This window comes from Streptomyces sp. NPDC001020 (assembly GCF_053599115.1).
Genome location: NZ_JBSFLQ010000027.1, coordinates 82,849 through 108,077, shown reverse-complemented (window position 1 = coordinate 108,077; position 25,229 = coordinate 82,849). Strand labels below are relative to the sequence as shown.

24 protein-coding genes are annotated in these 25,229 nt (G+C 68.7%); 20 read left to right on the top strand and 4 right to left on the bottom strand.

Features of this window, described 5'->3' with window-relative positions; genetic code table 11:
* Positions 1-217 precede the first annotated feature (217 nt).
* Both ACWDEX_RS24805 and ACWDEX_RS24800 read right to left on the bottom strand, forming a co-directional pair.
* Positions 218-889, bottom strand: coding sequence for a response regulator (locus tag ACWDEX_RS24805; protein WP_450466114.1), 672 nt, complete (start codon positions 887-889; stop codon positions 218-220).
* A gap of 175 nt (positions 890-1,064) precedes the next feature.
* Positions 1,065-1,937, bottom strand: coding sequence for a RecB family exonuclease (locus tag ACWDEX_RS24800; RefSeq protein WP_450466112.1), 873 nt, complete (start codon positions 1,935-1,937; stop codon positions 1,065-1,067).
* A 221-nt stretch (positions 1,938-2,158) separates the two neighbouring features.
* On the opposite strand from ACWDEX_RS24800, the gene ACWDEX_RS24795 reads away from it, so the two are divergent.
* From ACWDEX_RS24795 to ACWDEX_RS24785, 3 genes are all read left to right on the top strand, one after another.
* Positions 2,159-3,793: a site-2 protease family protein gene (locus tag ACWDEX_RS24795; RefSeq protein ID WP_450466111.1), complete on the top strand. Its 1,635-nt coding sequence runs from the start codon at positions 2,159-2,161 to the stop codon at positions 3,791-3,793.
* 169 nt (positions 3,794-3,962) lie between these two features.
* The gene (locus tag ACWDEX_RS24790; RefSeq protein ID WP_450466110.1) at positions 3,963-4,865 is read left to right on the top strand and encodes a tRNA (adenine-N1)-methyltransferase; all 903 of its coding nucleotides are present in this window, start codon (positions 3,963-3,965) and stop codon (positions 4,863-4,865) included.
* 213 nt (positions 4,866-5,078) lie between these two features.
* Positions 5,079-5,651 (top strand): hypothetical protein, encoded by a 573-nt coding sequence (locus ACWDEX_RS24785; protein WP_450466108.1) that lies wholly within the window; start codon positions 5,079-5,081, stop codon positions 5,649-5,651.
* Positions 5,652-5,763: 112 nt separating this feature from the next.
* On the opposite strand, the gene ACWDEX_RS24780 is transcribed toward ACWDEX_RS24785, so the two are convergent.
* On the bottom strand, positions 5,764-6,069 hold the full coding sequence (locus ACWDEX_RS24780) for a ferredoxin (RefSeq protein ID WP_450466106.1): 306 nt from the start codon (positions 6,067-6,069) through the stop codon (positions 5,764-5,766).
* Between the two features lie 245 nt (positions 6,070-6,314).
* On the opposite strand from ACWDEX_RS24780, the gene arc reads away from it, so the two are divergent.
* The 6 genes from arc to prcA all read left to right on the top strand — a co-directional run bounded on the left by arc (position 6,315) and on the right by prcA (position 12,469).
* Positions 6,315-8,081: a proteasome ATPase gene (gene arc, locus ACWDEX_RS24775; protein WP_450466105.1), complete on the top strand. Its 1,767-nt coding sequence runs from the start codon at positions 6,315-6,317 to the stop codon at positions 8,079-8,081.
* A 234-nt stretch (positions 8,082-8,315) separates the two neighbouring features.
* Entirely contained in the window at positions 8,316-9,827 is a 1,512-nt protein-coding gene (dop, locus tag ACWDEX_RS24770; RefSeq protein WP_450466103.1) for a depupylase/deamidase Dop, read from the top strand.
* A 179-nt stretch (positions 9,828-10,006) separates the two neighbouring features.
* On the top strand, positions 10,007-10,225 hold the full coding sequence (locus tag ACWDEX_RS24765; protein WP_319151554.1) for a ubiquitin-like protein Pup: 219 nt from the start codon (positions 10,007-10,009) through the stop codon (positions 10,223-10,225).
* 41 nt (positions 10,226-10,266) lie between these two features.
* A complete protein-coding gene (locus tag ACWDEX_RS24760; protein WP_450466101.1) occupies positions 10,267-10,860 on the top strand; it encodes an endonuclease VII domain-containing protein in 594 nt (197 codons plus the stop codon).
* Positions 10,812-11,654: a proteasome subunit beta gene (gene prcB / locus ACWDEX_RS24755; RefSeq protein ID WP_450466099.1), complete on the top strand. Its 843-nt coding sequence runs from the start codon at positions 10,812-10,814 to the stop codon at positions 11,652-11,654. The genes ACWDEX_RS24760 and prcB overlap by 49 nt, the downstream gene beginning before the upstream one ends.
* A gap of 62 nt (positions 11,655-11,716) precedes the next feature.
* On the top strand, positions 11,717-12,469 hold the full coding sequence (gene prcA / locus ACWDEX_RS24750) for a proteasome subunit alpha (protein ID WP_450466097.1): 753 nt from the start codon (positions 11,717-11,719) through the stop codon (positions 12,467-12,469).
* Positions 12,470-12,569: 100 nt separating this feature from the next.
* Here the strand turns inward: prcA and ACWDEX_RS24745 are convergent, their stop codons facing one another.
* Positions 12,570-13,580: a LacI family DNA-binding transcriptional regulator gene (locus ACWDEX_RS24745; RefSeq protein WP_450466095.1), complete on the bottom strand. Its 1,011-nt coding sequence runs from the start codon at positions 13,578-13,580 to the stop codon at positions 12,570-12,572.
* Positions 13,581-13,709: 129 nt separating this feature from the next.
* On the opposite strand from ACWDEX_RS24745, the gene ACWDEX_RS24740 reads away from it, so the two are divergent.
* The 11 genes from ACWDEX_RS24740 to ACWDEX_RS24690 all read left to right on the top strand — a co-directional run bounded on the left by ACWDEX_RS24740 (position 13,710) and on the right by ACWDEX_RS24690 (position 25,211).
* On the top strand, positions 13,710-14,969 hold the full coding sequence (locus ACWDEX_RS24740) for an MFS transporter (protein WP_450466094.1): 1,260 nt from the start codon (positions 13,710-13,712) through the stop codon (positions 14,967-14,969).
* 9 nt (positions 14,970-14,978) lie between these two features.
* Complete coding sequence (gene pafA / locus ACWDEX_RS24735; RefSeq protein WP_450466093.1) at positions 14,979-16,340, top strand: Pup--protein ligase; 1,362 nt, start codon at positions 14,979-14,981, stop codon at positions 16,338-16,340.
* Positions 16,341-16,466: 126 nt separating this feature from the next.
* A complete protein-coding gene (locus ACWDEX_RS24730) occupies positions 16,467-17,465 on the top strand; it encodes an FKBP-type peptidyl-prolyl cis-trans isomerase (RefSeq protein ID WP_450466122.1) in 999 nt (332 codons plus the stop codon).
* 70 nt (positions 17,466-17,535) lie between these two features.
* On the top strand, positions 17,536-17,907 hold the full coding sequence (locus tag ACWDEX_RS24725; RefSeq protein WP_450466091.1) for an FKBP-type peptidyl-prolyl cis-trans isomerase: 372 nt from the start codon (positions 17,536-17,538) through the stop codon (positions 17,905-17,907).
* Between the two features lie 182 nt (positions 17,908-18,089).
* Positions 18,090-19,067: a helix-turn-helix transcriptional regulator gene (locus ACWDEX_RS24720; protein WP_450466089.1), complete on the top strand. Its 978-nt coding sequence runs from the start codon at positions 18,090-18,092 to the stop codon at positions 19,065-19,067.
* Between the two features lie 18 nt (positions 19,068-19,085).
* Entirely contained in the window at positions 19,086-20,174 is a 1,089-nt protein-coding gene (locus tag ACWDEX_RS24715) for a helix-turn-helix transcriptional regulator (protein ID WP_450466088.1), read from the top strand.
* Positions 20,171-20,464 (top strand): hypothetical protein, encoded by a 294-nt coding sequence (locus ACWDEX_RS24710; protein WP_450466086.1) that lies wholly within the window; start codon positions 20,171-20,173, stop codon positions 20,462-20,464. The genes ACWDEX_RS24715 and ACWDEX_RS24710 overlap by 4 nt, the downstream gene beginning before the upstream one ends.
* Before the next feature lie 10 nt (positions 20,465-20,474).
* Positions 20,475-20,669, top strand: a complete 195-nt coding sequence (locus tag ACWDEX_RS24705) for a hypothetical protein (RefSeq protein WP_450466084.1) — start codon at positions 20,475-20,477, stop codon at positions 20,667-20,669.
* A 256-nt stretch (positions 20,670-20,925) separates the two neighbouring features.
* Positions 20,926-21,213: a Sec-independent protein translocase subunit TatA gene (tatA, locus tag ACWDEX_RS24700; RefSeq protein ID WP_450466082.1), complete on the top strand. Its 288-nt coding sequence runs from the start codon at positions 20,926-20,928 to the stop codon at positions 21,211-21,213.
* Positions 21,214-21,261: 48 nt separating this feature from the next.
* On the top strand, positions 21,262-22,203 hold the full coding sequence (tatC, locus tag ACWDEX_RS24695; RefSeq protein WP_450466081.1) for a twin-arginine translocase subunit TatC: 942 nt from the start codon (positions 21,262-21,264) through the stop codon (positions 22,201-22,203).
* Between the two features lie 200 nt (positions 22,204-22,403).
* The gene (locus ACWDEX_RS24690) at positions 22,404-25,211 is read left to right on the top strand and encodes a DEAD/DEAH box helicase (protein WP_450466079.1); all 2,808 of its coding nucleotides are present in this window, start codon (positions 22,404-22,406) and stop codon (positions 25,209-25,211) included.
* Positions 25,212-25,229: the final 18 nt, after the last annotated feature.

The window sequence follows — 25,229 nt, the reverse complement described above, 5'->3', positions numbered from 1 at the left end:
GCCGACGACCGCCCCCGCCGCGTCTGTCCTTGCGGATCTCGAACTCCATCGCACCCCTTGAGCTGGGGTGTTGCGACGACCACTAGAACTCAAGCCTGGCCCGGGGGCCTTCGTGCTTGCGGGCGGCGGGTTCGTGTCGCTCGCGGCAACGCGAAGGGCGCCCCCTCATGTGCAGGGAGCGCCCTCACCGGCCGCCCGTCCGACGGGCCGGAAGGCTCTACTGAGCGCCGGGACGCACCAGCCCGCTCTCGTACGCGTACACCGCCGCCTGCACCCGGTCCCGCAGCCCCAGCTTCGTCAGGACGTGACCGACATGCGTCTTGACCGTCGTCTCGCTGACGAACAGGTCGGCGGCGATCTCGGCGTTCGACAAGCCGCGCGCCACCAGCTTCAGCACCTCGACCTCACGCTCGGTAAGGGTGTGCAGCGTGTCCGGAACCGGCTCGTCCCCGGACGGCAGATGCCCCGCGTACTTGTCGAGCAGTCGGCGCGTGATGCTTGGCGCGAGCAACGCCTCACCCGCGGCGACCACCCGGATCGCCTGCACCAACTCGTTGGCGGGGGCGTCCTTGAGGAGAAAACCGCTGGCACCGGCACGCAGCGCCTCCACCACGTACTCGTCGAGGTCGAAGGTGGTCAGCACCAGTACTTTGACCGGGCCGTCCCGCCCGGGCCCGGTGATCTGCCGGGTCGCCTCCACCCCGTCCATCCGGGGCATGCGAATGTCCATCAGAACCACATCGGGCTGCAGGGCACGCACCTGGTCGAGGGCCTGGAGGCCGTCTCCGGCTTCACCGACGACCGCGATGTCCTGCTCGGCCTCCAGGATCATCCTGAAGCCCGTGCGCAGCAGCGGCTGGTCATCGACCAGTAGGACACGGATGGCCACGTAAGTCTCCTTCGCTAGTGCCAGCCCATTCTGCCCTGCTCGCCACCGCCCGACTCCGGCACCCTGGTCCGCAGCGGCCGCATCCCCCAGGGGCCATCCCCGCACCCACGGCCACACACCCGCCGGTCGATCGCAACCGAAGCGACCGCTTCTACCGAAGGTCGGCCCCCGGACCTCAGGAGGCGTGCCCGTCAGCCGGTCGCACCGGCAGCGGATACGGCGGGGGAGTACCACCGAATTCCGGACAGACCGCCTGATGGTCACACCAGCCGCACAGCTTGGTGGGGCGCGGACGCCAGTCACCCGTCTCCGTCGCCAGCCGGATCGCCTCCCACAGCGCGAGCAGCTTGCGCTCGACACGCTCCAGATCAACGAGCACCGGGTCGTACGTCAGCACATCACCGCTGCCGAGATAGACCAGTTGCAGCCGCCGCGGCACGACCTTCTTCAGCCGCCACACCACCAGGGCGTAGAACTTCATCTGGAACAGCGCGCCCTCCGCGTACTCGGGCCGGGGCGCCTTGCCCGTCTTGTAGTCGACGATCCGCACCTCACCCGTGGGAGCGACATCGACACGGTCGATGATCCCGCGCAGCTTCAGCCCGGACTCCAGCTCCGTCTCCACGAACAGTTCACGCTCGGCCGGCTCGAGACGCGTCGGATCCTCCAGCGTGAACCAGCGCTCGACAAGCCGCTCCGCCTCGTCGAGCCAGCGCGCCAGCCGCTCACCTCCCGGATCGTCCGCGAACAGCTCCTCCACCTCAGGCTTGTTCTCCCGCAGCCGATCCCACTGGGCGGGCACCAAAGACCTGGCGCGCGGGGCGGTTCGCTCGGCAGCGGGCGCGTCGAAAAGCCGCTCCAGCACCGCATGCACCAGCGTGCCCCGGGTCGCCGCCTCACTCGGCTTCTCCGGCAGCCTGTCGATCACCCGGAACCGGTACAGCAGCGGACACTGCATGAAGTCGCCGGCCCGCGAGGGCGACAGCGACGCCGGGGGTACGGCGGCCGGGGCGGACGGCTCGGCGGCGCCGTCGGTGCTGGATTCCATGACCACAGACCCTACGGCGCGCCGCTGACAGTGACACAGTCGCGCCCCGGCAAAGCATGACAAGACCGGCATGTCCGGCACGGTGCGAGCTCGTGCGGCGGCGCGGAAAACAGAGAGGGGTGCCGGGGCGGACCCCGACGCGACAGCCGCATACCATCGACCACAAACCCTCCCACCCGGTACGACCGGGGCCGGGGAGACGCTTCGATCGAGGGGACAGCGTGGACGAGAGCGGCGGGAGCGGACAGCCGCGCCCCGGCAACGACGGTGCGACCGACCGCGAGGAGGCTCCCACGACACGGACCGCCGACACCGCAGCCCACGAAGAGCAGCGGAAACACACCCAGGCACAGCCGGCACCGGCCGACGACAGCACACCAGAGCCCACGTCACCGAACGAGGAGACGAAGAGCGCGCCGGTGTCCCGCGACAAGCAGGAGGCTCCGGCGGCCACCCCCGGCGAGAACACGGACCCGGTGACGCCCCACCACGGACAGGCGGACCCGGAGGCATCCCCCGACGGCGACACACAAAGCGCCACGTCCCCGGACACCCCCGGCACCCCGGCACCCCCGCGCACCGACGACACCACCGACACCTCCGCACCCAGCCGACCCCACGCCCACGACCCGGCGGGCACCCCTGCCCGCCCCCTGGCCCACTCCGGCACCCCGGGCCAAGCCGGGCCCCCGCAGCGTCCGAAGGAACCCGGCGGCGGCATCCTCATGGGCAGGCCCTTCGGCGTGCCCGTCTACGTCGCGCCCAGCTGGTTCCTCGTCGCCGCCCTCATCACCTGGGTGTTCGGCGGCCAGCTCGACCGCGTGCTTCCCGAGCTCGGCGCCGCCCGCTACCTGGTGTCCCTCTTCTTCGCGGTCGCCTTCTACGCCTCCGTCCTCGTCCACGAACTCGCCCACACCGTCGCCGCCCTCCGCTTCAAGCTGCCCGTACGCCGGATCCAGCTCCAGTTCTTCGGCGGCGTCTCCGAGATCGAGAAAGAGGCCGAGACCCCCGGCCGGGAATTCACGCTCGCCTTCGTCGGGCCTCTGCTCTCCCTCGTCCTCGCCGGCATCTTCTACCTCGCCCTGCAGTCCGCCGAACCAAACACCGTCCCCGGCGTCCTGCTGGCCGGCCTCATGATCTCCAACCTCATCGTGGCCGTCTTCAACCTGCTCCCCGGACTGCCCCTCGACGGCGGCCGCATGCTCCGCGCCGTCGTCTGGAAGATCACCGGCAAGCCGATGAACGGCACCATCGCAGCCGCCTGGGTCGGCCGCGCCCTCGCCATCTCCGTCCTCATCGGCCTCCCCCTGCTCACCCAGTCCGACGTCCTCGGCCGCACCGCCGACGACAACATCGGCATGGACACCCTCACCGACGCCCTGCTCGCCGCCATCCTTGCCGCGATCATCTGGACCGGCGCCGGCAACAGCCTGCGCATGGCCCGCCTGCGCGAACACCTCCCCGACCTACGCGCCCGCACCCTCACCCGCCGCGCCGTCCCCGTCGAGACCGGCACCCCCCTCTCCGAGGCATTGCGCCGCGCCAACGAGGTCGGTGCCCGCGCCCTCGTCGTCGTCGACGCCCACGGCGAACCCCTCTCGCTCGTCCGCGAGGCCGCCATCGTCGGCGTACCGGAACACCGCCGCCCCTGGGTCACCGTCAGCGGCCTCGCCCAGGAACTCACCGACGGCATGCGCGTCTCCGCGGAACTGGCCGGCGAAGACCTCCTCGACGTCCTGCGCGCAACCCCCGCCACCGAGTACCTGGTCGTCGAAGAGACCGGCGAGATCTACGGCGTGCTGTCCGCCATGGACGTGGAGCGTGCCTTCGTCAAGGCCATGGCCCGCCCCAGCTGACCACCGGCTCCCGGGGCACGTGCGTCTCCGAGACGCTCCGCCAGGCACCGAGGGAGCGAACGCACTCAACCCGTCGGGCCTTCGCGCGATCGCCCCTCGACACGGCGAGCCTCCTCCGGCTCACTCCCGAGTGGTCGGTAGCCCCCTCGGCTGCCGGTAGGCTGGTCACATGTCCGAACCGACCGGTGCCGCCCGCCGACGCGGGCCCTTCAAGGTCGGGGACCAGGTACAGCTGACCGACCCCAAGGGCCGCCACTACACGTTCACGCTCGAAGCGGGGAAGAACTTCCACACCCACAAGGGTTCCTTCCCGCACGACGAACTGATCGGCGCTCCCGAGGGCAGCGTTGTCCGCACCACCGGGAACGTCGCCTACCTCGCGCTGCGCCCCCTGCTCCCCGACTACGTCCTGTCCATGCCCCGCGGGGCAGCCGTCGTCTACCCCAAGGACGCCGGGCAGATCCTCGCCTTTGCCGACATCTTCCCCGGCGCACGCGTCGTCGAAGCCGGCGTCGGCTCCGGTTCGCTCAGCAGCTTCCTGCTGCGCGCCATCGGCGACCAGGGCATGCTGCACAGCTATGAGCGTCGCGCCGACTTCGCCGAGATCGCGCAGGCGAACGTCGAGCGCTACTTCGGCGGCCCGCACCCCGCCTGGCAGCTCACCGTCGGCGATCTCCAGGACAACCTGAGCGACACCGACGTCGACCGCGTCATCCTCGACATGCTCGCCCCCTGGGAGTGCCTGGAAGCCGTCTCCAAGGCACTCGTCCCCGGCGGCATCCTGTGCTGCTACGTCGCGACCACCACCCAGCTCGCCCGGACCGTCGAGTCCATCCGCGAGATCGGCTGCTTCAACGAGCCGACCTCCTGGGAAACGATGATCCGCAACTGGCACATCGAGGGCCTGGCCGTCCGCCCCGACCACCGAATGATCGGCCACACCGGCTTCCTCCTCACCGCCCGCCGCCTCGCCGACGGCGTCGAACCGCCCATGCGCCGCCGCCGGCCCGCCAAGGGCGCCTACGGCGAGGACTACTCCGGACCCAACGCCGACGGAGGCGCCGGCCGCTGACGGCCCACGCCCCTCTCCAACCCACAAGCGCCGTGGCCGAGTTCCCCCCAACACCGCGGAACTCGACCACGGCGCTCACACGTTGGAACACCGGCACACCCCCGAACCTGACACCCCACCAGAAGCGCGGACCCCACCGTTCCCCGGCACTGTGAGGTGTGACACGATGCGGGACACCCCACCGGCACAGCCCTCACAGGAGACACCTCTCTCGTGCAGCACCCCGCCGTCCCGGAACTCGCCCACACCACCACCCGACCCATCCACTGGGTCGTCACGGCCGCCGCCATAGCCGGCGTGATCGCCCTGTCCTCCGCGCTGCAGCCCGGGTCAGCGACGGCAGCCCAGCCCCACACCAAGACCAAGGCGGCCCCGGCCACGACGGCGCCCCCCGACGCCGCCGCCGCCGACTTCCCCCTCGACTGCGGCACCACCAAGCCCCTCGTCCAGAAGAAGGCCACCGGCGACCTGGACGGCGACGGCCGCCCCGAAACCGTGGCAGTGGTCCGCTGCGACGCCGGCATGGGAACCCCACCCGACGGCATCTACGTCCTCACCCGTACCGCGGACGCCCCCAAGCCCCGCGTCGTCGCCACCCTCGTCGACCCCAAGGACCGCCTCACCGTCGCCGACTTCGCCGTCCGCGACGCGGCGGTCACCGCCACCCTTCTCGGCTACTCCTCGCCCGACGTACCGAGTTGCTGCCCGGACGTGACGACTCCCGCCAAGTGGCGGTGGAAGGGCGGCGCGTTCATCCGCTCCACGCCCGATACCCAGCCCGTGTGATCCCGCCCACCACGCCCCGGCGCACAGCGCACACGACCGCCGGAGCGAACACCCACCGGTACGCACCGAGGGTGAGAAACACAGACACGCATGGCGTGGAGTGGTCGCACGATCACTCCACGTTGGGGCCGTAGACCTCCACCCCGTCCGCGATCCGGCGCACATGGATGCACTCACCAGGGCATTCCCGCGCCGAGTCGACCACATCCGTGAGAAGCGGCAGCGGTACGGGCGTTGTGGCACCCCTGGCCTGGAGGAGTTCCTCCTCCTCGCCCTTCACATAGGCCAGACCGTCAATGTCCAGCTCGAAAACCTCGGGCGCGTACTGGGCGCAGATGCCGTCGCCGGTACACAGATCCTGGTCGATCCAGACCTCCAGCGCCTCGCCGTCGACTCCGGCCTGCTGCTGCACGGTCATCTCTCCTGCCGATTCCTGCGCGGAGCCGCCCGGGAATCGGGCCAGCTCTGACGGGTGTTGAACACTGCGACCCTACCTTCGGCCGCTTCCCAATCATGTTCGGTGGGTATTCCCCTGGCGTGAGGGAGAGCGCAAGGGTGAAGATCGGACACACCCCGACAGTCTTTGTGATCTAGGGGTTTCAATCGGCACCCGCCCAGGTAGGGTCTGGAAGCGTCCAGCTCCCCTTGGAGGAGGTGAGGACCGTGGCAGCCCACGACGACGACATGAACCGCGGCATCCGCCCGGGACGAGGGTCCGACGACCCGGCCGGGCAGATCGCCTACCTTGAGCAGGAGATCGCCGTCCTGCGACGCAAGCTCGCCGACTCTCCGCGGCACACGAGGATTCTCGAAGAGCGGATCGTCGAGCTGCAGACCAACCTGGCCGGCGTGTCCGCGCAGAACGAACGACTCGCCAACACGCTCCGTGAGGCCCGCGACCAGATCGTGGCCCTCAAGGAGGAGGTCGACCGCCTGGCACAGCCGCCCGCCGGCTTCGGCGTCTTCCTGCAGGCGAACGAGGACGGCACAGCCGACATCTTCACCGGAGGCCGCAAGCTTCGGGTGAACGTCAGCCCCAGCGTGGAGGTCGACGAGCTCCGTCGCGGCCAGGAAGTGATGCTCAACGAAGCGCTCAACGTGGTCGAGGCCATGGAGTTCGAGCGCGTCGGAGACATCGTCACCCTCAAAGAAGTACTCGAGGACGGCGAGCGCGCCCTCGTGCTCGGGCACACCGACGAGGAACGGGTGGTACGGCTCGCCGAGCCGCTGCTGGACGTCACCATCCGCCCCGGCGACGCCCTCCTGCTCGAAACCCGCTCCGGCTACGTCTACGAGGTCGTGCCCAAGAGCGAGGTCGAGGAACTCGTCCTCGAAGAGGTACCCGACATCGGCTACGAAGCGATCGGCGGCCTCGCCGGCCAGATCGAAGCCATCCGCGACGCGGTCGAGCTCCCCTACCTCTACCCCGACCTGTTCAAGGAGCACGAACTGCGGCCGCCCAAGGGCGTCCTGCTGTACGGGCCCCCCGGATGCGGCAAGACACTCATCGCCAAGGCCGTCGCCAACTCACTGGCCAAGAAGGTCGCCGAAGTGACCGGCCAGGCCGCCGGCAAGAGCTTCTTTCTCAACATCAAGGGCCCCGAGCTCCTGAACAAGTACGTCGGCGAGACCGAGCGACAGATCCGCCTCGTCTTCCAGCGCGCCCGCGAGAAGGCCGGCGAGGGCACCCCCGTCATCGTCTTCTTCGACGAGATGGAGTCCCTCTTCCGCACCCGCGGCTCCGGTGTCAGCTCGGACGTGGAGAACACCATCGTCCCCCAGCTGCTCGCCGAGATCGACGGCGTCGAAGGCCTGCAGAACGTCGTGGTCATCGGCGCCTCCAACCGCGAGGACATGATCGACCCCGCCATCCTCAGGCCCGGCCGCCTCGACGTGAAGATCAAGATCGAACGTCCGGACGCCGAAGCGGCCAAGGACATCTTCGGGAAGTACCTCACAGAAAACCTCCCCCTGCACACCGACGACGTCAGTGAGCACGGAGGCGACAGGGCCGCCACCATCCACGGCATGATCCAGACCGCTGTGGAGCAGATGTACGCCGAGTCCGAGGAGAACCGCTTCCTCGAGGTCACCTACGCCAACGGCGACAAGGAAGTCCTCTACTTCAAGGACTTCAACTCCGGCGCGATGATCGAGAACATCGTCGGACGCGCGAAAAAGATGGCGATCAAGGATTTCCTCGAACACAACCAGAAAGGCCTCAGGGTCTCCCACATCCTCCAGGCGTGTGTGGACGAGTTCAAGGAGAACGAGGACCTGCCCAACACCACCAACCCCGACGACTGGGCCCGGATCTCCGGAAAGAAGGGCGAGCGGATCGTCTACATCCGCACCCTCATCACCGGAAAGCAGGGCACGGACACCGGACGCTCCATCGACACGGTGGCGAACACCGGCCAGTACCTGTAAAAAGCAGGGCGGCTGCGGGTTCCCTCACCGGGTACCCGCAGCCTCCTGCTATTCGGGCCACGGCTGGAGCAAGGCAATGAGGCAAATGATCTCCCCGCCAGCGCAAAGGCGTTCTAGGCTCTTTCGTACCGCCGCGTCGCGCCGTGCGGGGACGGGCACCGCACGCGCACCGGAGCACCAGCGGTACTAGAGCGCCGCCCCCGACCGAGGGCGCCGCCTGGCAAGGAGGGCCGCATGACCGTACGGCGAGTAATGGGCATCGAGACGGAGTACGGCATCTCCGTCCCCGGCCACCCGAACGCCAATGCCATGCTCACCTCATCCCAGATCGTCAACGCCTACGCGGCGGCGATGCACCGGGCCCGCCGGGCCCGCTGGGACTTCGAGGAGGAGAACCCGCTGCGCGACGCGCGAGGCTTCGACCTCGCCCGCGAGGCCGCCGACGCCAGCCAGCTCACGGACGAGGACATCGGCCTGGCCAACGTGATCCTCACCAACGGGGCGCGACTGTACGTCGACCACGCACACCCCGAATACAGCGCCCCCGAGGTCACCAACCCGCGCGACGCCGTCCTCTGGGACAAGGCCGGCGAGCGGATCATGGCCGAGGCCGCCGAACGGGCCGCACAGCTTCCCGGCGCCCAACCGATCCACCTCTACAAGAACAACACCGACAACAAGGGCGCCTCCTACGGCACGCACGAGAACTACCTGATGAAGCGGGAGACCCCCTTCTCGGACATCGTGCGCCACCTCACGCCGTTCTTCGTCTCCCGCCCCGTCTTCGCCGGAGCAGGCCGCGTCGGCATCGGCCAGGACGGGCACGAACACGGCTTCCAGCTCAGCCAGCGCGCCGACTACTTCGAAGTCGAGGTGGGCCTCGAGACCACCCTCAAGCGCCCCATCATCAACACCCGCGACGAGCCGCACGCCGACGCCGAGAAGTACCGCCGCCTCCACGTGATCATCGGGGACGCGAACCTCTCAGAGATCTCGACCTACCTGAAACTGGGCACCACGGCCCTGGTCCTCTCCATGATCGAGGACGGCTTCATCGCCGTCGACCTCGCCGTCGACCAGCCCGTACGCACCCTTCACCAGGTCTCCCACGACCCGAGCCTCAAGCGCCTGATCACCCTCCGCAGCGGCCGGACACTCACCGCGGTCCAGCTCCAGATGGAGTACTACGAACTCTCACGCAAATACGTCGAGGAGCGCTTCGGTGCCGACGCCGACGAACAGACCAAGGACGTCCTGGCACGCTGGGAGGACACCCTCAACCGCCTGGAGAGGGATCCCATGAGCCTGGCCGGCGAACTGGACTGGGTCGCCAAACGAGAGCTCATGGAGGGCTACCGGCGCCGCGACGGCCTCGACTGGGACGCCGCCAGGCTGCACCTGGTCGACCTCCAGTACGCCGACGTGCGCGCCGAGAAGGGCCTCTACAACCGCCTGGTCGCCCGCGGCCGCATGAAGCGCCTCCTGGACGACGACGACATCGAGCGGGCCCGTACCAAGCCCCCGGAGGACACTCGCGCCTACTTCCGCGGCCGCTGCCTGGAGCAGTACGCGGACGACGTCGCGGCGGCGTCCTGGGACTCGGTGATCTTCGACCTGCCCGGTCGGGACTCCCTGCAACGCGTCCCCACCCTGGAACCGCTTCGCGGAACGCGTAACCATGTCAAGGAACTCCTGGACCGCTGCCGCACCGCGGAAGATCTGGTCAGAGTCCTGTCGGGCGGCTGAGCGAGCGCACCGGCCGTTTTGAACGGGGGTGAAAACCCGAGGGCCGGGAATCATCGAGATGGCCCCCGTACGTTGGAGTAACTGCGGGGCCGATGTCGGACCGGGCGAGTAGGGTCTGATCATCACCGATCGACGGGAATGTGCCGACCATGTCGGGCGAACTGAGCGGGGTGAGGGTTATGGCGACCAAGGACACCGGCGGCGGACAGCAGAAGGCGACGCGCTCCACGGAGGAGGTCGAGGAGCAGACGCAGGACGCGCAGGCTTCTGAGGACCTCAAGGAGCGGCACGAGAAACTGTCGGATGACGTGGACTCGGTGCTGGACGAAATCGATGACGTACTCGAGGAGAACGCAGAGGATTTCGTCAGGTCCTTCGTTCAGAAAGGTGGGGAGTGATTTCATCTTCGATTCTAAGGTGAAATCGGGGGGTCTCCTAGATGAGTGAAGAGCAAGCCTTGCGACGCTGTTCGCGATGCAAGCAATACCTCTTGCGGGCAGCGTTCGCCAGTAACCAGTCCATGCCTGACGGCCTCCAGGCGTACTGCAAGGAGCGCTCCGCTGAGTACTACCGGCAGCGCCAGGAGGCCAGGGGGAAGAAGGTTCGGGTCAGGGTCGCTGTCCCGCAAGGGCACAAGCGGTGCCTGCAGTGCGGAGAGGTGAAGCCGCACGCGCAGTGGGAGCGAAACAAGTCCTCGTCGGATGGATGGGCGAGTTACTGCCGTGAGTGCCGCGCCGAGCGCAACCGGGCCAGCTACTTCAAGCGAAAATACGGCGTCACTCCGGCGGAGTTGGACGAGCTGATCGAAGGGCAGCGGGGTGTTTGCTGCATCTGTCTTGCTGCCCCGGCCGAGCATGTGGACCACTGCCACGAGACGGGTAGGGTCCGTGGCGTACTGTGCTTCAGCTGCAACGCCGCGCTGGGGCAGTTCAAGGATCGGCCCGACGTGATAAGGCGGGCTGCGACATACGTGGAAGGAAACGCGTGGAAGCCAACCCTCGTAGCACCGGGCGTCTACCGGCTGCCTTCCTGACGCCCGGGTCGTCGTCCTTCATGGACTTCCTGGCCGAGCATCAGCCCGAGATGCTGCCCGGTAAGCGGCAGCTGCCCGCTCAGGGCGTGGTCGAGGCCCCGCACGGCACCACGATCGTGGCCACGACGTTCCCGGGGGGCGTCGTGCTCGCGGGTGACCGGCGGGCGACCATGGGCAATGTGATCTCGCAGCGGGACATGGAGAAGGTGTTCCCGGCGGACGAGTACTCGGCGGTCGGTATCGCCGGCACGGCGGGCCTCGCCGTGGAGATGGTGAAGCTGTTCCAGTTGGAGCTGGAGCACTTCGAGAAGGTCGAGGGCGCCCAGCTTTCGCTGGAGGGCAAGGCGAACCGACTGTCGACCATGATCCGTTCCAACCTCGGCATGGCCATGCAGGGCCTGGCGGTGGTGCCGCTCTTCGCCGGTTATGACGTGGACCGCGACAAGGGTCGCATTTTCTCCTATGACGTGACAGGTGGCCGTTTCGAGGAGCACGCCTATGCGGCCACCGGCTCCGGCTCGATCTTCGCGCGCGGTGCCATGAAGAAGCTTTTCCGTGACGACCTGACCGAGGACCAGGCGATGACCCTGGTGGTTCAGGCCCTGTACGACGCGGCGGACGACGACTCGGCGACGGGTGGTCCGGATGTCGCGCGCCGGATCTATCCGATCGTCACCGTGATCACCGAGGAGGGTTGTCGCCGACTCTCCGACGACGAGTGCTCCGAGATCGCCCGTGCGGTCCTGGAGCGGCGCCTGGAGCAGCCCGACGGTCCGAGTGCCGCCCTGCTCTGACGGCGGGCCCGGTGATTGTTCAAGGTGATCGTGTGACTTCGACTGAAAGGGACGGATAACCGGTGTCGACGCCGTTCTATGTCTCCCCCCAGCAGGCCATGGCCGACCGGGCGGAGTACGCCCGCAAGGGCATCGCGCGCGGCCGCAGCCTGGTCGTGATGCAGTACGCCGACGGCATCGTGTTCGTCGGTGAGAACCCGTCCCGTGCGTTGCACAAGTTCAGCGAGATCTACGACCGGATCGGCTTCGCGGCGGCCGGCAAGTACAACGAGTACGAGAACCTGCGTATCGGCGGTGTCCGCTATGCCGATCTGCGGGGCTACACGTACGACCGTGACGATGTGACCGCGCGCGGTCTCGCGAACGTGTATGCCCAGACGCTGGGCACGATCTTCTCGAGTGCGGCCGAGAAGCCGTACGAGGTGGAGCTGGTGGTCGCCGAGGTGGGGGTGACCCCGGAGGGCGACCAGATCTACCGACTTCCGCACGACGGGTCGATCGTGGACGAGCACGGTTCGGTCGCGGTGGGCGGCAATGCGGAGCAGATCAGCGGTTTCCTGGACCAGCGTCACCGGGACGGTATGACGCTGGCCGAGGCGTTGAAGCTGGCCGTGCAGGCTCTGTCGCGGGACACGAACGGCAGTGAGCGGGAGATCCCGGCCGAGCGCCTGGAGGTCGCGGTTCTGGACCGTACGCGTCCGCAGCAGCGTAAGTTCAAGCGCATCGTGGGCCGTCAGTTGTCCCGTCTGCTGGAGGGGGATGGCGCGGCCGCTGTCTCGGATGACGGGGAGGGGTCCTCGGCGGACGAGGAGTGATCACTCGTTTGGCTCCGTGAGGAGTGCGCCGCCTTGCTCGTCCTGTGTGCGCCCCGGCCGTCTTCGGTCGGGGCGTGCGTTGTTGTGGGGGTGTCCGCGGCTACCGGGGTGGGGCGGTGGAGCCACGTACGACCAGTTCCACCGGGATGTCGCCTTCCTTGGGGGTGCGGCCGTCCAGGACGGCCAGGAGGGCTTCCATGCCGCGTCGTCCGAAGAGTTCGGCGTCCAGGCGGACGGTGGTGAGTTCGGGGTCGAGGGCGGTGGCGAGGGCGAGGTCGTCGAGACCGGTGACGGAGAGGTCGTCGGGGATGCGCAGGCCGAGGCGGCGGGCGGCTTTGTAGGCGCCGGCGGCGAGTTTGTCGTCGTCGCAGACGAGGGCGGTGGGGCGGGGGCCAGCGGTGATGAGGGCGGCCTCGGCGGCGGTGCGGGCGCCCTCGATGGAGATCGGCGCGCGTGTGGTGCGCAGGGTCGTGCCCGGTGTCTCGGCGAGGCGTGCGGCCAGTTCCCGTGCTCGTGTCTCGAATGTCCAGGAGGGGATGTCCGCCGCGAGGTGCAGGAAGTTGCGGTGGCCCAGGGTCAGCAGGTGGTGTGCCACCTGTCGTACGCCGTCGGCGATGTCGAGGTTGACGGTGGCCGCGCCCAGGCTGCCGTGTGGGTCGCTGTCGAGCATGACGAGGGGGAGCTGGTCGCCGCGGATCGCGGTGAGGGCGCCGGCGGCCATGGAGGAGGCGATGACGCCGTCCAGTGCGGCTTGGGCGGAGTGGAAGGGGTCTCTGGCGGGGCCGACGCCTTCGGGTGAGGGGTAGAGGACGACGCCGAAGCCGTGTTCGGCGGCGACCTGGGCGGCGCCGGTGTAGACGCCCGCGAAGAACTCGGTGGTCAGTGCAGGCACCACGAGGAGAACGGTGCGGGTGTGGCCGAGACGTAGGTTGCGTGCGGCCAGGTTGGGCCGGTAGCCGAGTTCTCGTGCGGCCTGCCGGACGCGTTCGGCGGTGGTCTCGGAGACGCGCCCGCGCCATTTGCCGCCGAGGACCAGAGACACGGCGGCCTGTGAGACCCCGGCAGCCTGGGCGACATCGCGGCTGGTGGGTCGCGTGCTACCTCTTGCCACCGTTGACCTGCTCCTTCGTCTGGACTAGTGGACAGCGCACATGGTACGTATGGCAGGACTAGTTATACGTAAAACTTCGTGTGTCGCCTGCACGGAGGAGCGTGAAGAGGTACGGAGAAGGGGTGAGGCATGGCGGCCGGATATCTGGAGATCCTCAGGGCGAGGCATGTCGCCCGCCTGCTCGTCGGGACGCTTGTGGGTCGACTGCCGAACGCCATCGCGGCGATCGCGGTCGTGCTGTTCGTCCGTGCGGAAGGGGGGACCTACAGCCTGGCCGGAGCGTTGGCCGCGGTGTACGGGGTGGCCAACGCGGTGGGGCAGCCGCTGTTGGGGCGGCTCGTCGACCTGCACGGCCAGCCGCGCGTTCAGCTGCCCGCCGCGCTTGTTTCCGCCCTGGCGATGACGGTGTTCGCCTTTTCGGGCGTGGAGTCGCTTCCGCTGGCCTATGGGGCCGTGGTGGTCTCCGGGCTGTCCGTGCCACCCCTGGAGGGCGGTCTGCGTGCCTTGTGGCCCGACGTGCTGCGCCGCCAGGAGCAGGTGCACACGGCGTACGCGATGGACGCGGTGGCCCAGGAGGTGATGTTCACCGTCGGCCCGTTGCTGGTGACCATGTGCGTGTCCCTGTGGTCCGCCCAGGTCGCGCTCGTCGCGCTCAACGTCGTGGGTGTGCTGGGTGCGCTCGTCGTGGTCCTCGCACCGCCGTCGCGCGCATGGCGCTCGGCGCCGCGTGAGGCGCACTGGCTCGGTGCCCTGCGCTCGCCGGGGCTGCTCGCGCTCCTCGGCTCGTTCCTGTTCGTCGGGATCGCGCTCGGTTCCATCGCGGTCGCGGCCATGGCGTATGCCGACGGCCATGGCGGGGACGCGGTGTACGGCTGGCTGATGGCTGCTCTGGGGCTCGGCGCGCTCGTCGGTGGGGCCGTGTACGGGGCGCGGCAGTGGAGTGGCGCACCGGAGCGGCGGTTGCGGGTGCTCGTGGCGCTTTTGGCATTGTGTTATCTGCCGCTGATGCTCATGCCGGGTGCGGTCGCCATGGTGCTGCTCGCGGTGCTGGCGGGAGTGTTCCTGGCGCCGTGTATCGCCTGCGCATTCATCATCGTCGACCGGCACGCGCCGAGCGGTACGGTCACGGAAGCGTTCTCCTGGCTTGTGACGACGTTCACGGTGGGTGCGTCGGTGGGAACGGGTCTTGCGGGGCCGGTCGTCCAGGCCGGCGGTGCCCTGTGGGGCTTCGCCGTGCCGGGTGCCGCGGGGGCCGTGTCCTTGCTGGTGTTGTTGGCCACCGGGCGGGTGCTCGGGGCTCCCGTCGGAGTCGGGGCGGTTGCGGCTTCGTCAGAAAATGATCCGAACCGTGCTGTCGAACCCCGTTTCAGCTCGGGAGATCGGGCGTAATGTTCACTCATGGACCGCCGCATTTTCGGGCTGGAGAACGAGTACGGCGTCACGTGCACGTTCAGGGGACAGCGCCGCCTGTCGCCTGACGAGGTGGCGCGGTACCTCTTCCGCCGTGTCGTGTCATGGGGCCGTAGCAGCAATGTCTTTCTACGCAACGGTGCCCGCCTCTATCTCGACGTGGGATCGCATCCGGAATACGCGACCCCCGAATGTGACAACGTGACGGAACTTGTCACCCACGACAAGGCCGGCGAGCGCATTCTCGAGGGACTCCTGGTGGACGCCGAGCGTCGCCTGCACGAGGAGGGAATCGCCGGCGACGTCTACCTCTTCAAGAACAACACTGATTCGGCGGGCAACTCCTACGGTTGCCACGAGAACTATCTGGTGGCCCGCCACGGGGAGTTCTCCCGGCTCGCGGACATCCTGATTCCGTTCCTGGTCACACGGCAGTTGCTGTGTGGTGCGGGCAAGGTGCTGCAGACCCCGCGCGGTGCCGTCTACTGCGTCAGTCAGCGGGCCGAGCACATCTGGGAGGGTGTCAGCTCGGCGACCACGCGCTCCCGGCCGATCATCAACACGCGTGACGAGCCGCATGCGGACGCGGAACGGTATCGCCGTCTGCATGTCATCGTGGGCGACTCGAACATGTCCGAGACGACGATGCTGCTCAAGGTCGGAGCCACCGACCTGGTGCTGCGCATGATCGAGGCGGGCACGGTGATGCGTGACCTGACCCTGGAGAACCCGATCCGGGCGATCCGCGAGGTCAGCCACGACATCACGGGCCGCCGCAAGGTGCGTCTGGCCAGTGGCCGTGAGGCTTCCGCTCTGGAGGTGCAGCGGGAGTACTACGAGAAGGCGGTGGACTTCTGCGAGCGCAGGGGGATCCGTACCGGCACCGTCGAGCAGGTCCTGGAGCTGTGGGGCCGCACGCTGGACGCGATCGAGACCGAGGACCTCGACCGGGTCGCTACCGAAATCGACTGGGTGATGAAGTACAAGCTCATCGAGCGGTATCGAGCCAAGCACAATATGACGATGTCGCATCCGCGTGTCGCGCAGATAGACCTCGCCTACCACGACATCCATCGCCGCCGTGGGCTGTACTACCTGCTGGAGAAGAAGGGCCAAGCCACCCGGATCTGCAACGATTTGAAGATCTTTGAGGGTAAGTCGGTTCCTCCGCAGACCACTCGGGCCCGGCTGCGCGGCGACTTCATCCGGAGGGCGCAGGAACAGCGCCGCGATTTCACGGTCGACTGGGTGCACCTCAAACTCAACGACCAGGCGCAGCGCACGGTGTTGTGCAAGGACCCGTTCCGTTCGGTGGACGACCGGGTGGAGAAGCTGATCGCCGGTATGTGAGCCATGCGTCTGCGGGCCAGCTCCGGAACGCAACACGGGCGCCGTACGTTTACCGTGCGGCGCCCTTCTCACGCCGTAGAGTTGCGCACGCCATCCATCACGATCGACCGATACGAGGCCCTCATCGTGCGCCGACGCACCCTCTTCCTAGCTGCCGTGCCCGCCGGACTTGTCACGCTCGCCGGATGCGGCAATGACAAGTCCGGCAAGGGCACGGCGGGTAACAGCTCGTCTCCGGCGGCCACGTCCGCCGCCCCGTCACCGAAGATCGTCGATGGGCCGCTGCCGGCCATCACCGCGGGCACCGGCTTCGGCAAGAAGCCGACCGTGGCCAAGGGCAGCGGCGCCCCGTCGAAGGACCTGGCGGTGAAGACGGTGATCGCGGGCGGTGGCCGGACGGTCGCCGAGAACGACTTCATCCAGGCGAACTATCTGGGCCAGATCTGGGACACGGCGAAGGTCTTCGACAATTCCTACGACCGCAAGACGCCGTTGCTGATCCAGCTCCGCCAGGGCGGCATCATCGACGGATGGCGCTATGCCCTCGCGGGCAAGAAGACGGGCAGCCGGGTGCTGATGTCGGTGCCTCCGACCTGGGGGTACGGACAGCAGGGCAATCCTCAGGCGGGCATCAAGGGCACCGACACGCTGGTCTTCGTGGTCGACATCGAGGACACGTTCAACGGCAAGAGCTCCGCCAAGGGCAAGGACGTCGCGCAGAACGACGCCGACCTGCCCAAGGTGGGCACCAACACCGACGGCAAGGCCCCGTCCATCGGCGTGCCGAAGACGAAGGCGCCGAGCAGTCTGGTCGCGAAGTACGTCATCGAGGGCGACGGTCCCGAGGTGGCGGCGAACAGCACCGTTCTGGTGCAGTACAAGGGCGTGCTGTGGGACACCGGCAAGGAGTTCGACTCCACGTACGGCCGGGGGCAGCTCGCGTCCTTCTCGCTGCAACAGGTCGTCAAGGGCTGGGCCCAGGGCCTGACCGGCAAGAAGGTCGGCAGCCGTGTGCTCATCGCCATCCCGCCGAAGCTGGGGTACGGGAACAACCCGCCCGCGGGCAGCGGCATCAAGAAGGACTCCACGCTGGTCTTCGCCGTGGACATCCTGGCGAAGATGTAAGCCCTGCGGGGATGTGAGAGTGTCGGTGTTGCCGTAATGGCCCCAACACGAACCAGCAGGAGCTTTTGACGTGAGCATCGAGAAGCCCGAGATCGACTTCCCGGGCGGCGAGCCCCCGGCCGACCTCGAGATCAAGGACATCTGGGAGGGCGACGGTGCCGTGGCGCAGGCGGGTCAGACCGTCACCGTCCACTACGTGGGTGTCGCCTTCAGCACGGGTGAGGAGTTCGACGCCAGCTGGAACCGGGGTACTCCCTTCCGCTTCCCGCTGGGCGGCGGCCGGGTCATCAAGGGCTGGGACCTGGGCGTGCAGGGCATGAAGGTCGGCGGCCGCCGCCAGCTGACCATCCCCGCGCACCTCGCCTACGGCAACCAGAGCCCGACCCCGTTGATCAAGCCCGGCGAGACGCTGATCTTCGTGGTGGACCTGGTCGCTGTCTGATCGTCGTTGCGGGATCCGCAGGGATCTCGCCGATGCCGGTCCGGGTCGCCGTTCGGGAACCGACCGGAAACGATCACCTGAGGCCCATGCCTGTCCGGGCATGGGCCCTCGGCTTTTGCCACGACGCGTACGGGGGGTACGGTCGTCGCTCGTAAGCACCATAGGGAAGGCGAAGGGCGTCGATGGCCATTGCCAAGGCCGAGCGGCTGATGAACCTGGCGCTGTGTCTGCTCGGGACGCGGCGGCCGCTCAGCAAGCGCGAGCTGCGTGAGTCCATCGAGGCCTATGTCGAGGCCTTCGGGCCGGAGCAGAGTGCGACCGGGTCCGGCGACTCCTTCAACCGGATGTTCGAGCGCGACAAGGACGATCTGCGCGAGCTGGGCCTGGTCATCGAGACCGTGGAGAACCTGGACGGCGAGATCGGCTATCTGGCCCGCCGTGACAGCAACCGTCTCCCGCCCATCACTCTGGACGCGGAAGAGGCCGCCGCCCTCGGCCTGGCCGCCAAGGTGTGGCAGCAGGCCCGCCTCGCCGGTGCCGCGAGCGGCGCCCTGCAGAAGTTGCGCGCCGCGGGCCTGCCCGAGGACGTCGATCCGTACGAGGCCCATGGCGCCCTGGAGCCACGCATCCCCGTGCACGAGGTCGCCTTCGAACCGCTGATGCTGGCCTGCCGGGACCGGCGGCCCGTCGTCTTCGACTACCGGAAGGCCACCGCCGCCCACCCCGAGCCGCGCCAGGTCGAGCCCTGGGCACTGGAGTGCTGGCGCGGCCACTGGTACCTGGCCGGCTGGGACCGCGACCGCGGCGCCGAGCGGGTCTTCCGGCTCTCCCGGATCACCGGCAGGGTGCGTACCCGCCCCGGTAGCTTCACCGTGGAGGTGCCCGATGTCGTGACCGTCCGCGAGACCGTCGCGGGCTGGGCCGGCGAGACCGCCGACCGCTCAGCTCGGATCCGGCTGCGCACGGGCGCGGGGTACCCCCTTCGGGCGAAGGCCACCGTCGTACGGGAACTGGGCGACGGCTGGGACGAGTTGGAAATTCCGTACGGACACGGCCTCGACGCCTGGCTGGTCGAGTTCGGACCCGACGTCGTGGTGCTGGAGCCCGCCGAGCTCCGCGCCGACGTGGTGGACCGACTGCGCGCCGTGGCCAAGGGCTGAGCGGGAAGAGGGACGACAGTGGCAGGCAAACCGGCCAGGCCGGCGAACGCCATCGATCAGACCCGGCGAATGCTGTCCCTGGTGACGTATCTGCGGGAACGCCCCGGTGCGCGCGTCGAGGATGTGGCTCGGGCCTTCGGGATCAGCGAGGACGAGCTGGTCTCCGACCTCGACGTGCTGCCCATGTGCGGCACCAGCTTCCGCGGTGGGGACCTGCTCGACATCGACACCGACGGCGAGCACATCTGGTGGCACAACCCGGCCGCCCTGGGGGCGGACGCGGCCGAGCCCCTGCGTCTGGCGGCCGACGAGGCCACCGCGCTGCTGGTGGCCGCGCGGGCGGTCGCCACCCTGCCGGGCCTGCGGGAGAGCGACCGTCAGGCGCTGCTGCGGGCCACCGCCAAGGTGGAGACCGCCGCCGGGGAGGCCGCGGGCGCCAGCTCCCGACTCTCGGTGATCTTCGAGTCCGAGGGCGGGGTCTTCGCGGACGTCGACCGGGCCATCTCCGAGCGCCGACGCCTGTGGATCCGCTACTACTCGCCGGCTCGCGACGAGGTCACCGAACGGGAGATCGACCCGATCCGCCTGGTCAGCGTGGGCCACACCTATGTGGAGGCGTGGTGCCGCCGCTCCGAGGCGCGCCGTACCTTCCGGCTGGACCGGGTCGCCGAGATCAGGATCCTCGACGAGCCGGCGGCGCCGCCGGAGATCGAACTGCGCGACCTGTCCGAAGGACTTGTCCAGCCCGCGGCTGAGGATCCCGAGGTGGTGGTCGAGGTCGGTCCGGCCGGACGCTGGGTCGCTGAGTACTACCCGCACGACAGTGCGGACGAGTTGCCGGACGGCGGGCTGCGCATCACCTTGCGGACGCCCGACCCGGCCTCGCTCAGACGTCTGGCACTGCGCCTGGGTCGGGACGGGCGGATCGTCGCGCCGGGCGAGTTGGCCGACAGCGCCCGGCAGGCGGCCCACGAGGCCTTGGCCGCCTACGAGGACATCGAAGCCGACGCGGCCGCCCCTGAGACCGTGGACGCGGTGGGCGCGCGCAGGCCGGCGACGGGCGGTACGGCGGACGGGCGGTCCGGCAGGCAGGAGCAGGGGCTGTGAGCGAGTCGGCGACGGCAGGTGTGCCGGGGATGTCGGTGGCGGCCGCGTTCGCCGGGATGCGGAACGTGGCCCCGGTGGTGTTCCGGGCGGGCTGCCCGGACTGCCGGGGTCGTTTCGAGCTCGGGGCGAGCGCGCTGCGGCTGGCCATCGGTGCCAGCAGCCGTACGACGTTCTACTCCTTCACCTGCCCCGAGTGCGGTGCCGTGGTGCGTAAGCCGGCCGGTGAGCGGATCGTGGAGCTGCTCACCGGCGGTGGGGTCAGGACACTGCGGCTGCACTCGACCCTCTAGTCTCGTGGGCATGTTCTGGCCGATGTTCGCGGTAGCCGCGGGGTTCCTGGGTCTTGCTGTGCTCGGTGTGTTCGCCGTCCGGGTCTTCGTGGAGGCGCGACGCCTGGGGGTGCAAGTCTCGGAGTCGGCGCGGCGGATCAATCGGGCCGCGGAGGACCTGGAGCGGGCGGCTGTGAGCGCGGCCCGGTCGGCGGAATCGCTGTGAGTACAGGCGAAACGCCCGGAATGCCCCCCGGCCTAGCGGTTTGTGGAACCTCGCCCTGTCATCTGTACGAGCCCGCCAGGTACGCTTCTGGTCGCGGCCCGGAAAGAAGGCGCGGTCCGCAAGGCAGGAGTTCGCGCAGGGATTGTTTCGCATTCGTTCCTGGGCGTTACGATCGCTGCCAGCAGGATGGTCAGACAACTGTCCGACCGGCCAGACATGGCCCCGCCGCCCCGCCTCAGTGAGAAGGTGAAGACTTATGTTCCGCAACGCACTTGAGCCGTGGCACCTGGTGCTCCTGGTTCTGGTGATCGTCCTCGTGTTCGGTTCGAAGAAGCTTCCGGACATGGCTCGGTCGCTCGGCAAGTCCGCGCGGATCCTCAAGAGCGAGGCGAAGGCGATGAAGGACGAGGCCAAGTCGTCCTCCGCGACCGCCCAGGCGGCGGATGAGCAGCCGCAGGCGCAGCGCACGATCCAGGCCGCCCCCGGCGATGTGACCAGCTCCCGGCCGGTCAACGAGCAGACGGACACGACGACCCAGCGCTGACGCGAGGACCGGGGTTCTCCGGGCCACTGCACGAGATGAGGATGTGGGTTGCCCAAGCCTGCCCGCAAGAAGGAGAGGGATCCCGAGGGGCGCATGCCACTCGTGGATCATCTGCGTGAGCTGCGCAACCGGCTCGCGAAGGCCGTGTTGGCGATCCTCGTCGTCACGATCGTGGCCGCCTTCTTCTACCAGCACATCATCAACTTCATCACCAAGCCGCTGCTGGACTCGGTCGGCTGCACGCAGTCCTTCGGTGAGCTGGCGAAGTCGAAGGAAGAACACTGTGCGCACGTCACGGTCAGCGGGCTTCTGACGCCCTTCACACTGGCGTTGAAGGCCTCGCTGACCGCGGGCTTCGTGGTGTCGGCGCCGATCTGGCTCTACCAGCTGTGGGCGTTCGTCGCGCCGGGCCTGCACGGCCACGAGAAGAGGTACGCCTACGCGTTCGTCGCGGCCGGCTTCCCGCTCTTCCTCGGCGGCGGCTACCTCGCCTACAACGTGCTGCCCACCACAGCGAAGGTGATGATCGACCTCACGCCCGATGGCGCGGAGAACCTGCTGGAGCTGGACAGGATTCTCGACCTGGTCACGCGCATGGTGGTGGTCTTCGGCCTCTCCTTCGAGATGCCGCTCCTGCTGATCATGCTCAACCTCACCGGCATCCTGTCCGGGCGCCGCATGCTCGGCTGGTGGCGTGGCATGGTCGTCGGGATCGCCGCTTTCGCGGCCGTGGCCACGCCAGGCGCCGACCCGATGTCGATGCTGGCACTGGCGGCGCCGATCTGGGCACTGTTCTTCCTGGCGGTGGGTTTCTCGATGCTCAACGACCGCCGCCGGGCCCGGCGGGAGGGCCAGGGGCCCTCGGACGACGAGGCCTCCGAGCTGGACCTCACGCCCGAGGAGATCGGCGAGGTCGAGTCGGTGAGCGCGACCGGTGCCTCCGAGCTGCCGGCTCCGGACCGTGTGAACGGCTATGACGACGTGACCTGACGATTCGGTTCGTCGACAGTGCGAGAGGTGGCCGCGTCCCCCAGGGGCGCGGCCACCTCTCGTTGCCGTCCGCCCTCGTTGCCGTCCGCCCTCGTTGCTGTCCGTCCGCGTTGTTTTTCCGTCCTTGAGGCGGCCGTCGGTCCTCGGTGCGGATAAAGATCGTCCTGTTGTCAGTGCGGCCCGGTACGCTCGAAAGCACGATGACAGAGGACCTCTCACCGGCCGAGCGGTACGCGGCAGCCCGCAAGCGCGCTGCCGAGCAGGCCACCGCGCTCGCATCCTTCCGCGAGATGTACGACTTCGGCTTCGACCCCTTCCAGATCGAGGCCTGCCAGGCACTCGAGGCGGGGAAGGGCGTGCTGGTGGCCGCGCCCACCGGTTCCGGCAAGACGATCGTCGGCGAGTTCGCCGTCCACCTCGCCCTCGCACAGGGCAAGAAGTGCTTCTACACGACCCCCATCAAGGCGCTGTCGAACCAGAAGTACTCCGACCTGTGTCGCCGTTACGGTACGGCGAAGGTCGGCCTCCTCACCGGCGACAACAGCATCAACTCCGACGCCTCGGTGGTCGTGATGACCACCGAGGTCCTCCGGAACATGCTGTACGCGGGTTCACAGACCCTCCTCGGCCTCGGTTATGTGGTCATGGACGAGGTGCACTACCTCTCCGACCGCTTCCGCGGCGCCGTCTGGGAGGAAGTGATCATTCACCTGCCCGCGTCGGTGACGCTGGTGTCCCTGTCGGCGACCGTGTCGAACGCGGAGGAGTTCGGCGACTGGCTCGACACCGTCCGTGGCGACACGGAGGTGATCGTCTCCGAGCACCGCCCCGTGCCGCTGTTCCAGCACGTTCTCGCCGGGCGCCGGATGTATGACCTCTTCGAGGAGGGCGAGGGCCACAAGAAGGCCGTCAACCCCGACCTCGCTCGTCTGGCACGCATGGAGGCCAGCCGCCCCTCGTACCTGGACCGCAGGCGTGGCCGTGCCATGCGTGAGGCCGACCGCGAGCGGGAGCGCAGACAGCGCGCCAGGGTGTGGACGCCGGGCAGGCCCGAGGTCATTGAGCGACTCGACGCCGAGGGCCTGCTGCCCGCGATCACGTTCATTTTCAGCCGGGCCGCCTGCGAGGCCGCCGTCCAGCAGTGCCTGTACGCGGGGCTCAGGCTCAACGACGAGGACGCACGGGACCAGGTGCGCTCCCTCGTCGAGGAGCGCACGGCCTCCATCCCCGCCGAGGACCTGCACGTCCTGGGCTACTACGAATGGCTGGAGGGCCTGGAGCGCGGGATAGCGGCCCACCATGCGGGCATGCTGCCCACGTTCAAGGAGGTCGTCGAGGAACTCTTCGTTCGTGGCCTGGTGAAGGCCGTGTTCGCTACCGAGACCCTCGCGCTCGGTATCAACATGCCCGCGCGCTCGGTGGTGCTGGAGAAGCTCGTCAAGTGGAACGGCGAGCAGCACGCCGACATCACCCCGGGCGAGTACACCCAGCTGACCGGCCGCGCCGGCCGCCGTGGCATCGATGTCGAGGGCCACGCGGTCGTGCTGTGGCAGCGCGGTTCGAACCCCGAGCACCTCGCCGGCCTCGCGGGCACGCGTACCTACCCGCTGCGTTCCAGCTTCAAGCCGTCGTACAACATGGCTGTCAACCTGGTGGAGCAGTTCGGTCGACACCGCTCGCGTGAACTGCTGGAGACCTCGTTCGCCCAGTTCCAGGCGGACAAGTCGGTCGTCGGGATCTCGCGGCAGGTACAGCGCAACGAGGAGGGCCTCGCCGGCTACAAGGAGGCCATGACCTGCCACCTGGGCGACTTCGAGGAGTACGCCCGGCTGCGCCGCGAACTGAAGGACCGGGAGACGGAGCTGGCCCGGCAGGGCGCGGCCCAGCGCCGTGCCGAGGCCGCCGTCGCCCTGGAGAAGCTCAAGCCCGGTGACGTCATCCACGTCCCGACCGGCAAGTACGCGGGCCTGGCACTGGTGCTCGACCCCGGTCTGTCCGCCGGCCGGGCGGGCGGCCACCGTGGGCTCGAGTACCACGACGGCCCACGCCCCCTGGTTCTCACCGCCGAGCGGCAGGTCAAGCGGCTGGCGTCCATAGACTTCCCGGTGCCCGTCGAGGCACTGGAGCGGATGCGCATCCCCAAGTCCTTCAACCCGCGTTCGCCGCAGTCCCGCCGGGACCTCGCCTCCGCGCTCCGCACCAAGGCCGGGCACATCCCGCACGATCGGCACCGCAAGAAGCGGTCCGCGGCCGCCGACGACCGCGAGATCGCCCGGCTGCGTACGAACCTGCGCGCCCACCCGTGCCACGGGTGTGACGACCGCGAGGACCACGCCCGTTGGGCCGAGCGCTACCACCGTCTGATGCGTGACACCTCGCAGCTGGAGCGCCGCATCGAGGGCCGTACCAACACCATCGCGCGCACCTTCGACCGCATCGTGGCGCTGCTGACGGAGCTGGACTATCTGCGCGGTGACGAGGTGACGGAGCACGGCAAGCGCCTGGCGCGCCTGTACGGAGAGCTGGACCTGCTGGCCAGCGAGTGCCTGCGCGAGGGCGTCTGGGAGGGACTCGGCCCGGCCGAACTGGCCGCGTGTGTCTCCGCGCTGGTGTACGAGGCCCGGGTCGGTGACGACGCGATGGAGCCGAAGCTGCCGTCGGGCAAGGCCAAGGCCGCGCTCGGCGAGATGGTGCGCATCTGGGGCAGGCTCGATGGTCTGGAGGAGGAGTTCCGGATCAGGCAGACCGAGGGTGTGGGCCAGCGCGAGCCGGATCTGGGCTTCGCCTGGGCCGCGTACATGTGGGCCAGCGGCAAGGGCCTGGACGAGGTCCTGCGGGAGACCGAGATGCCGGCCGGCGACTTCGTCCGCTGGTGCAAGCAGGTCATCGACGTCCTCGGGCAGATCTCGGCCGCCGCACCCGGCGAGGGATCGACGGTCGCGAAGAACGCCCGCAAGGCTGTCGACGGCCTGCTGCGCGGGGTGGTGGCCTACTCGTCGGTGGGCTGAGCCGACGCCTCGGCCGCG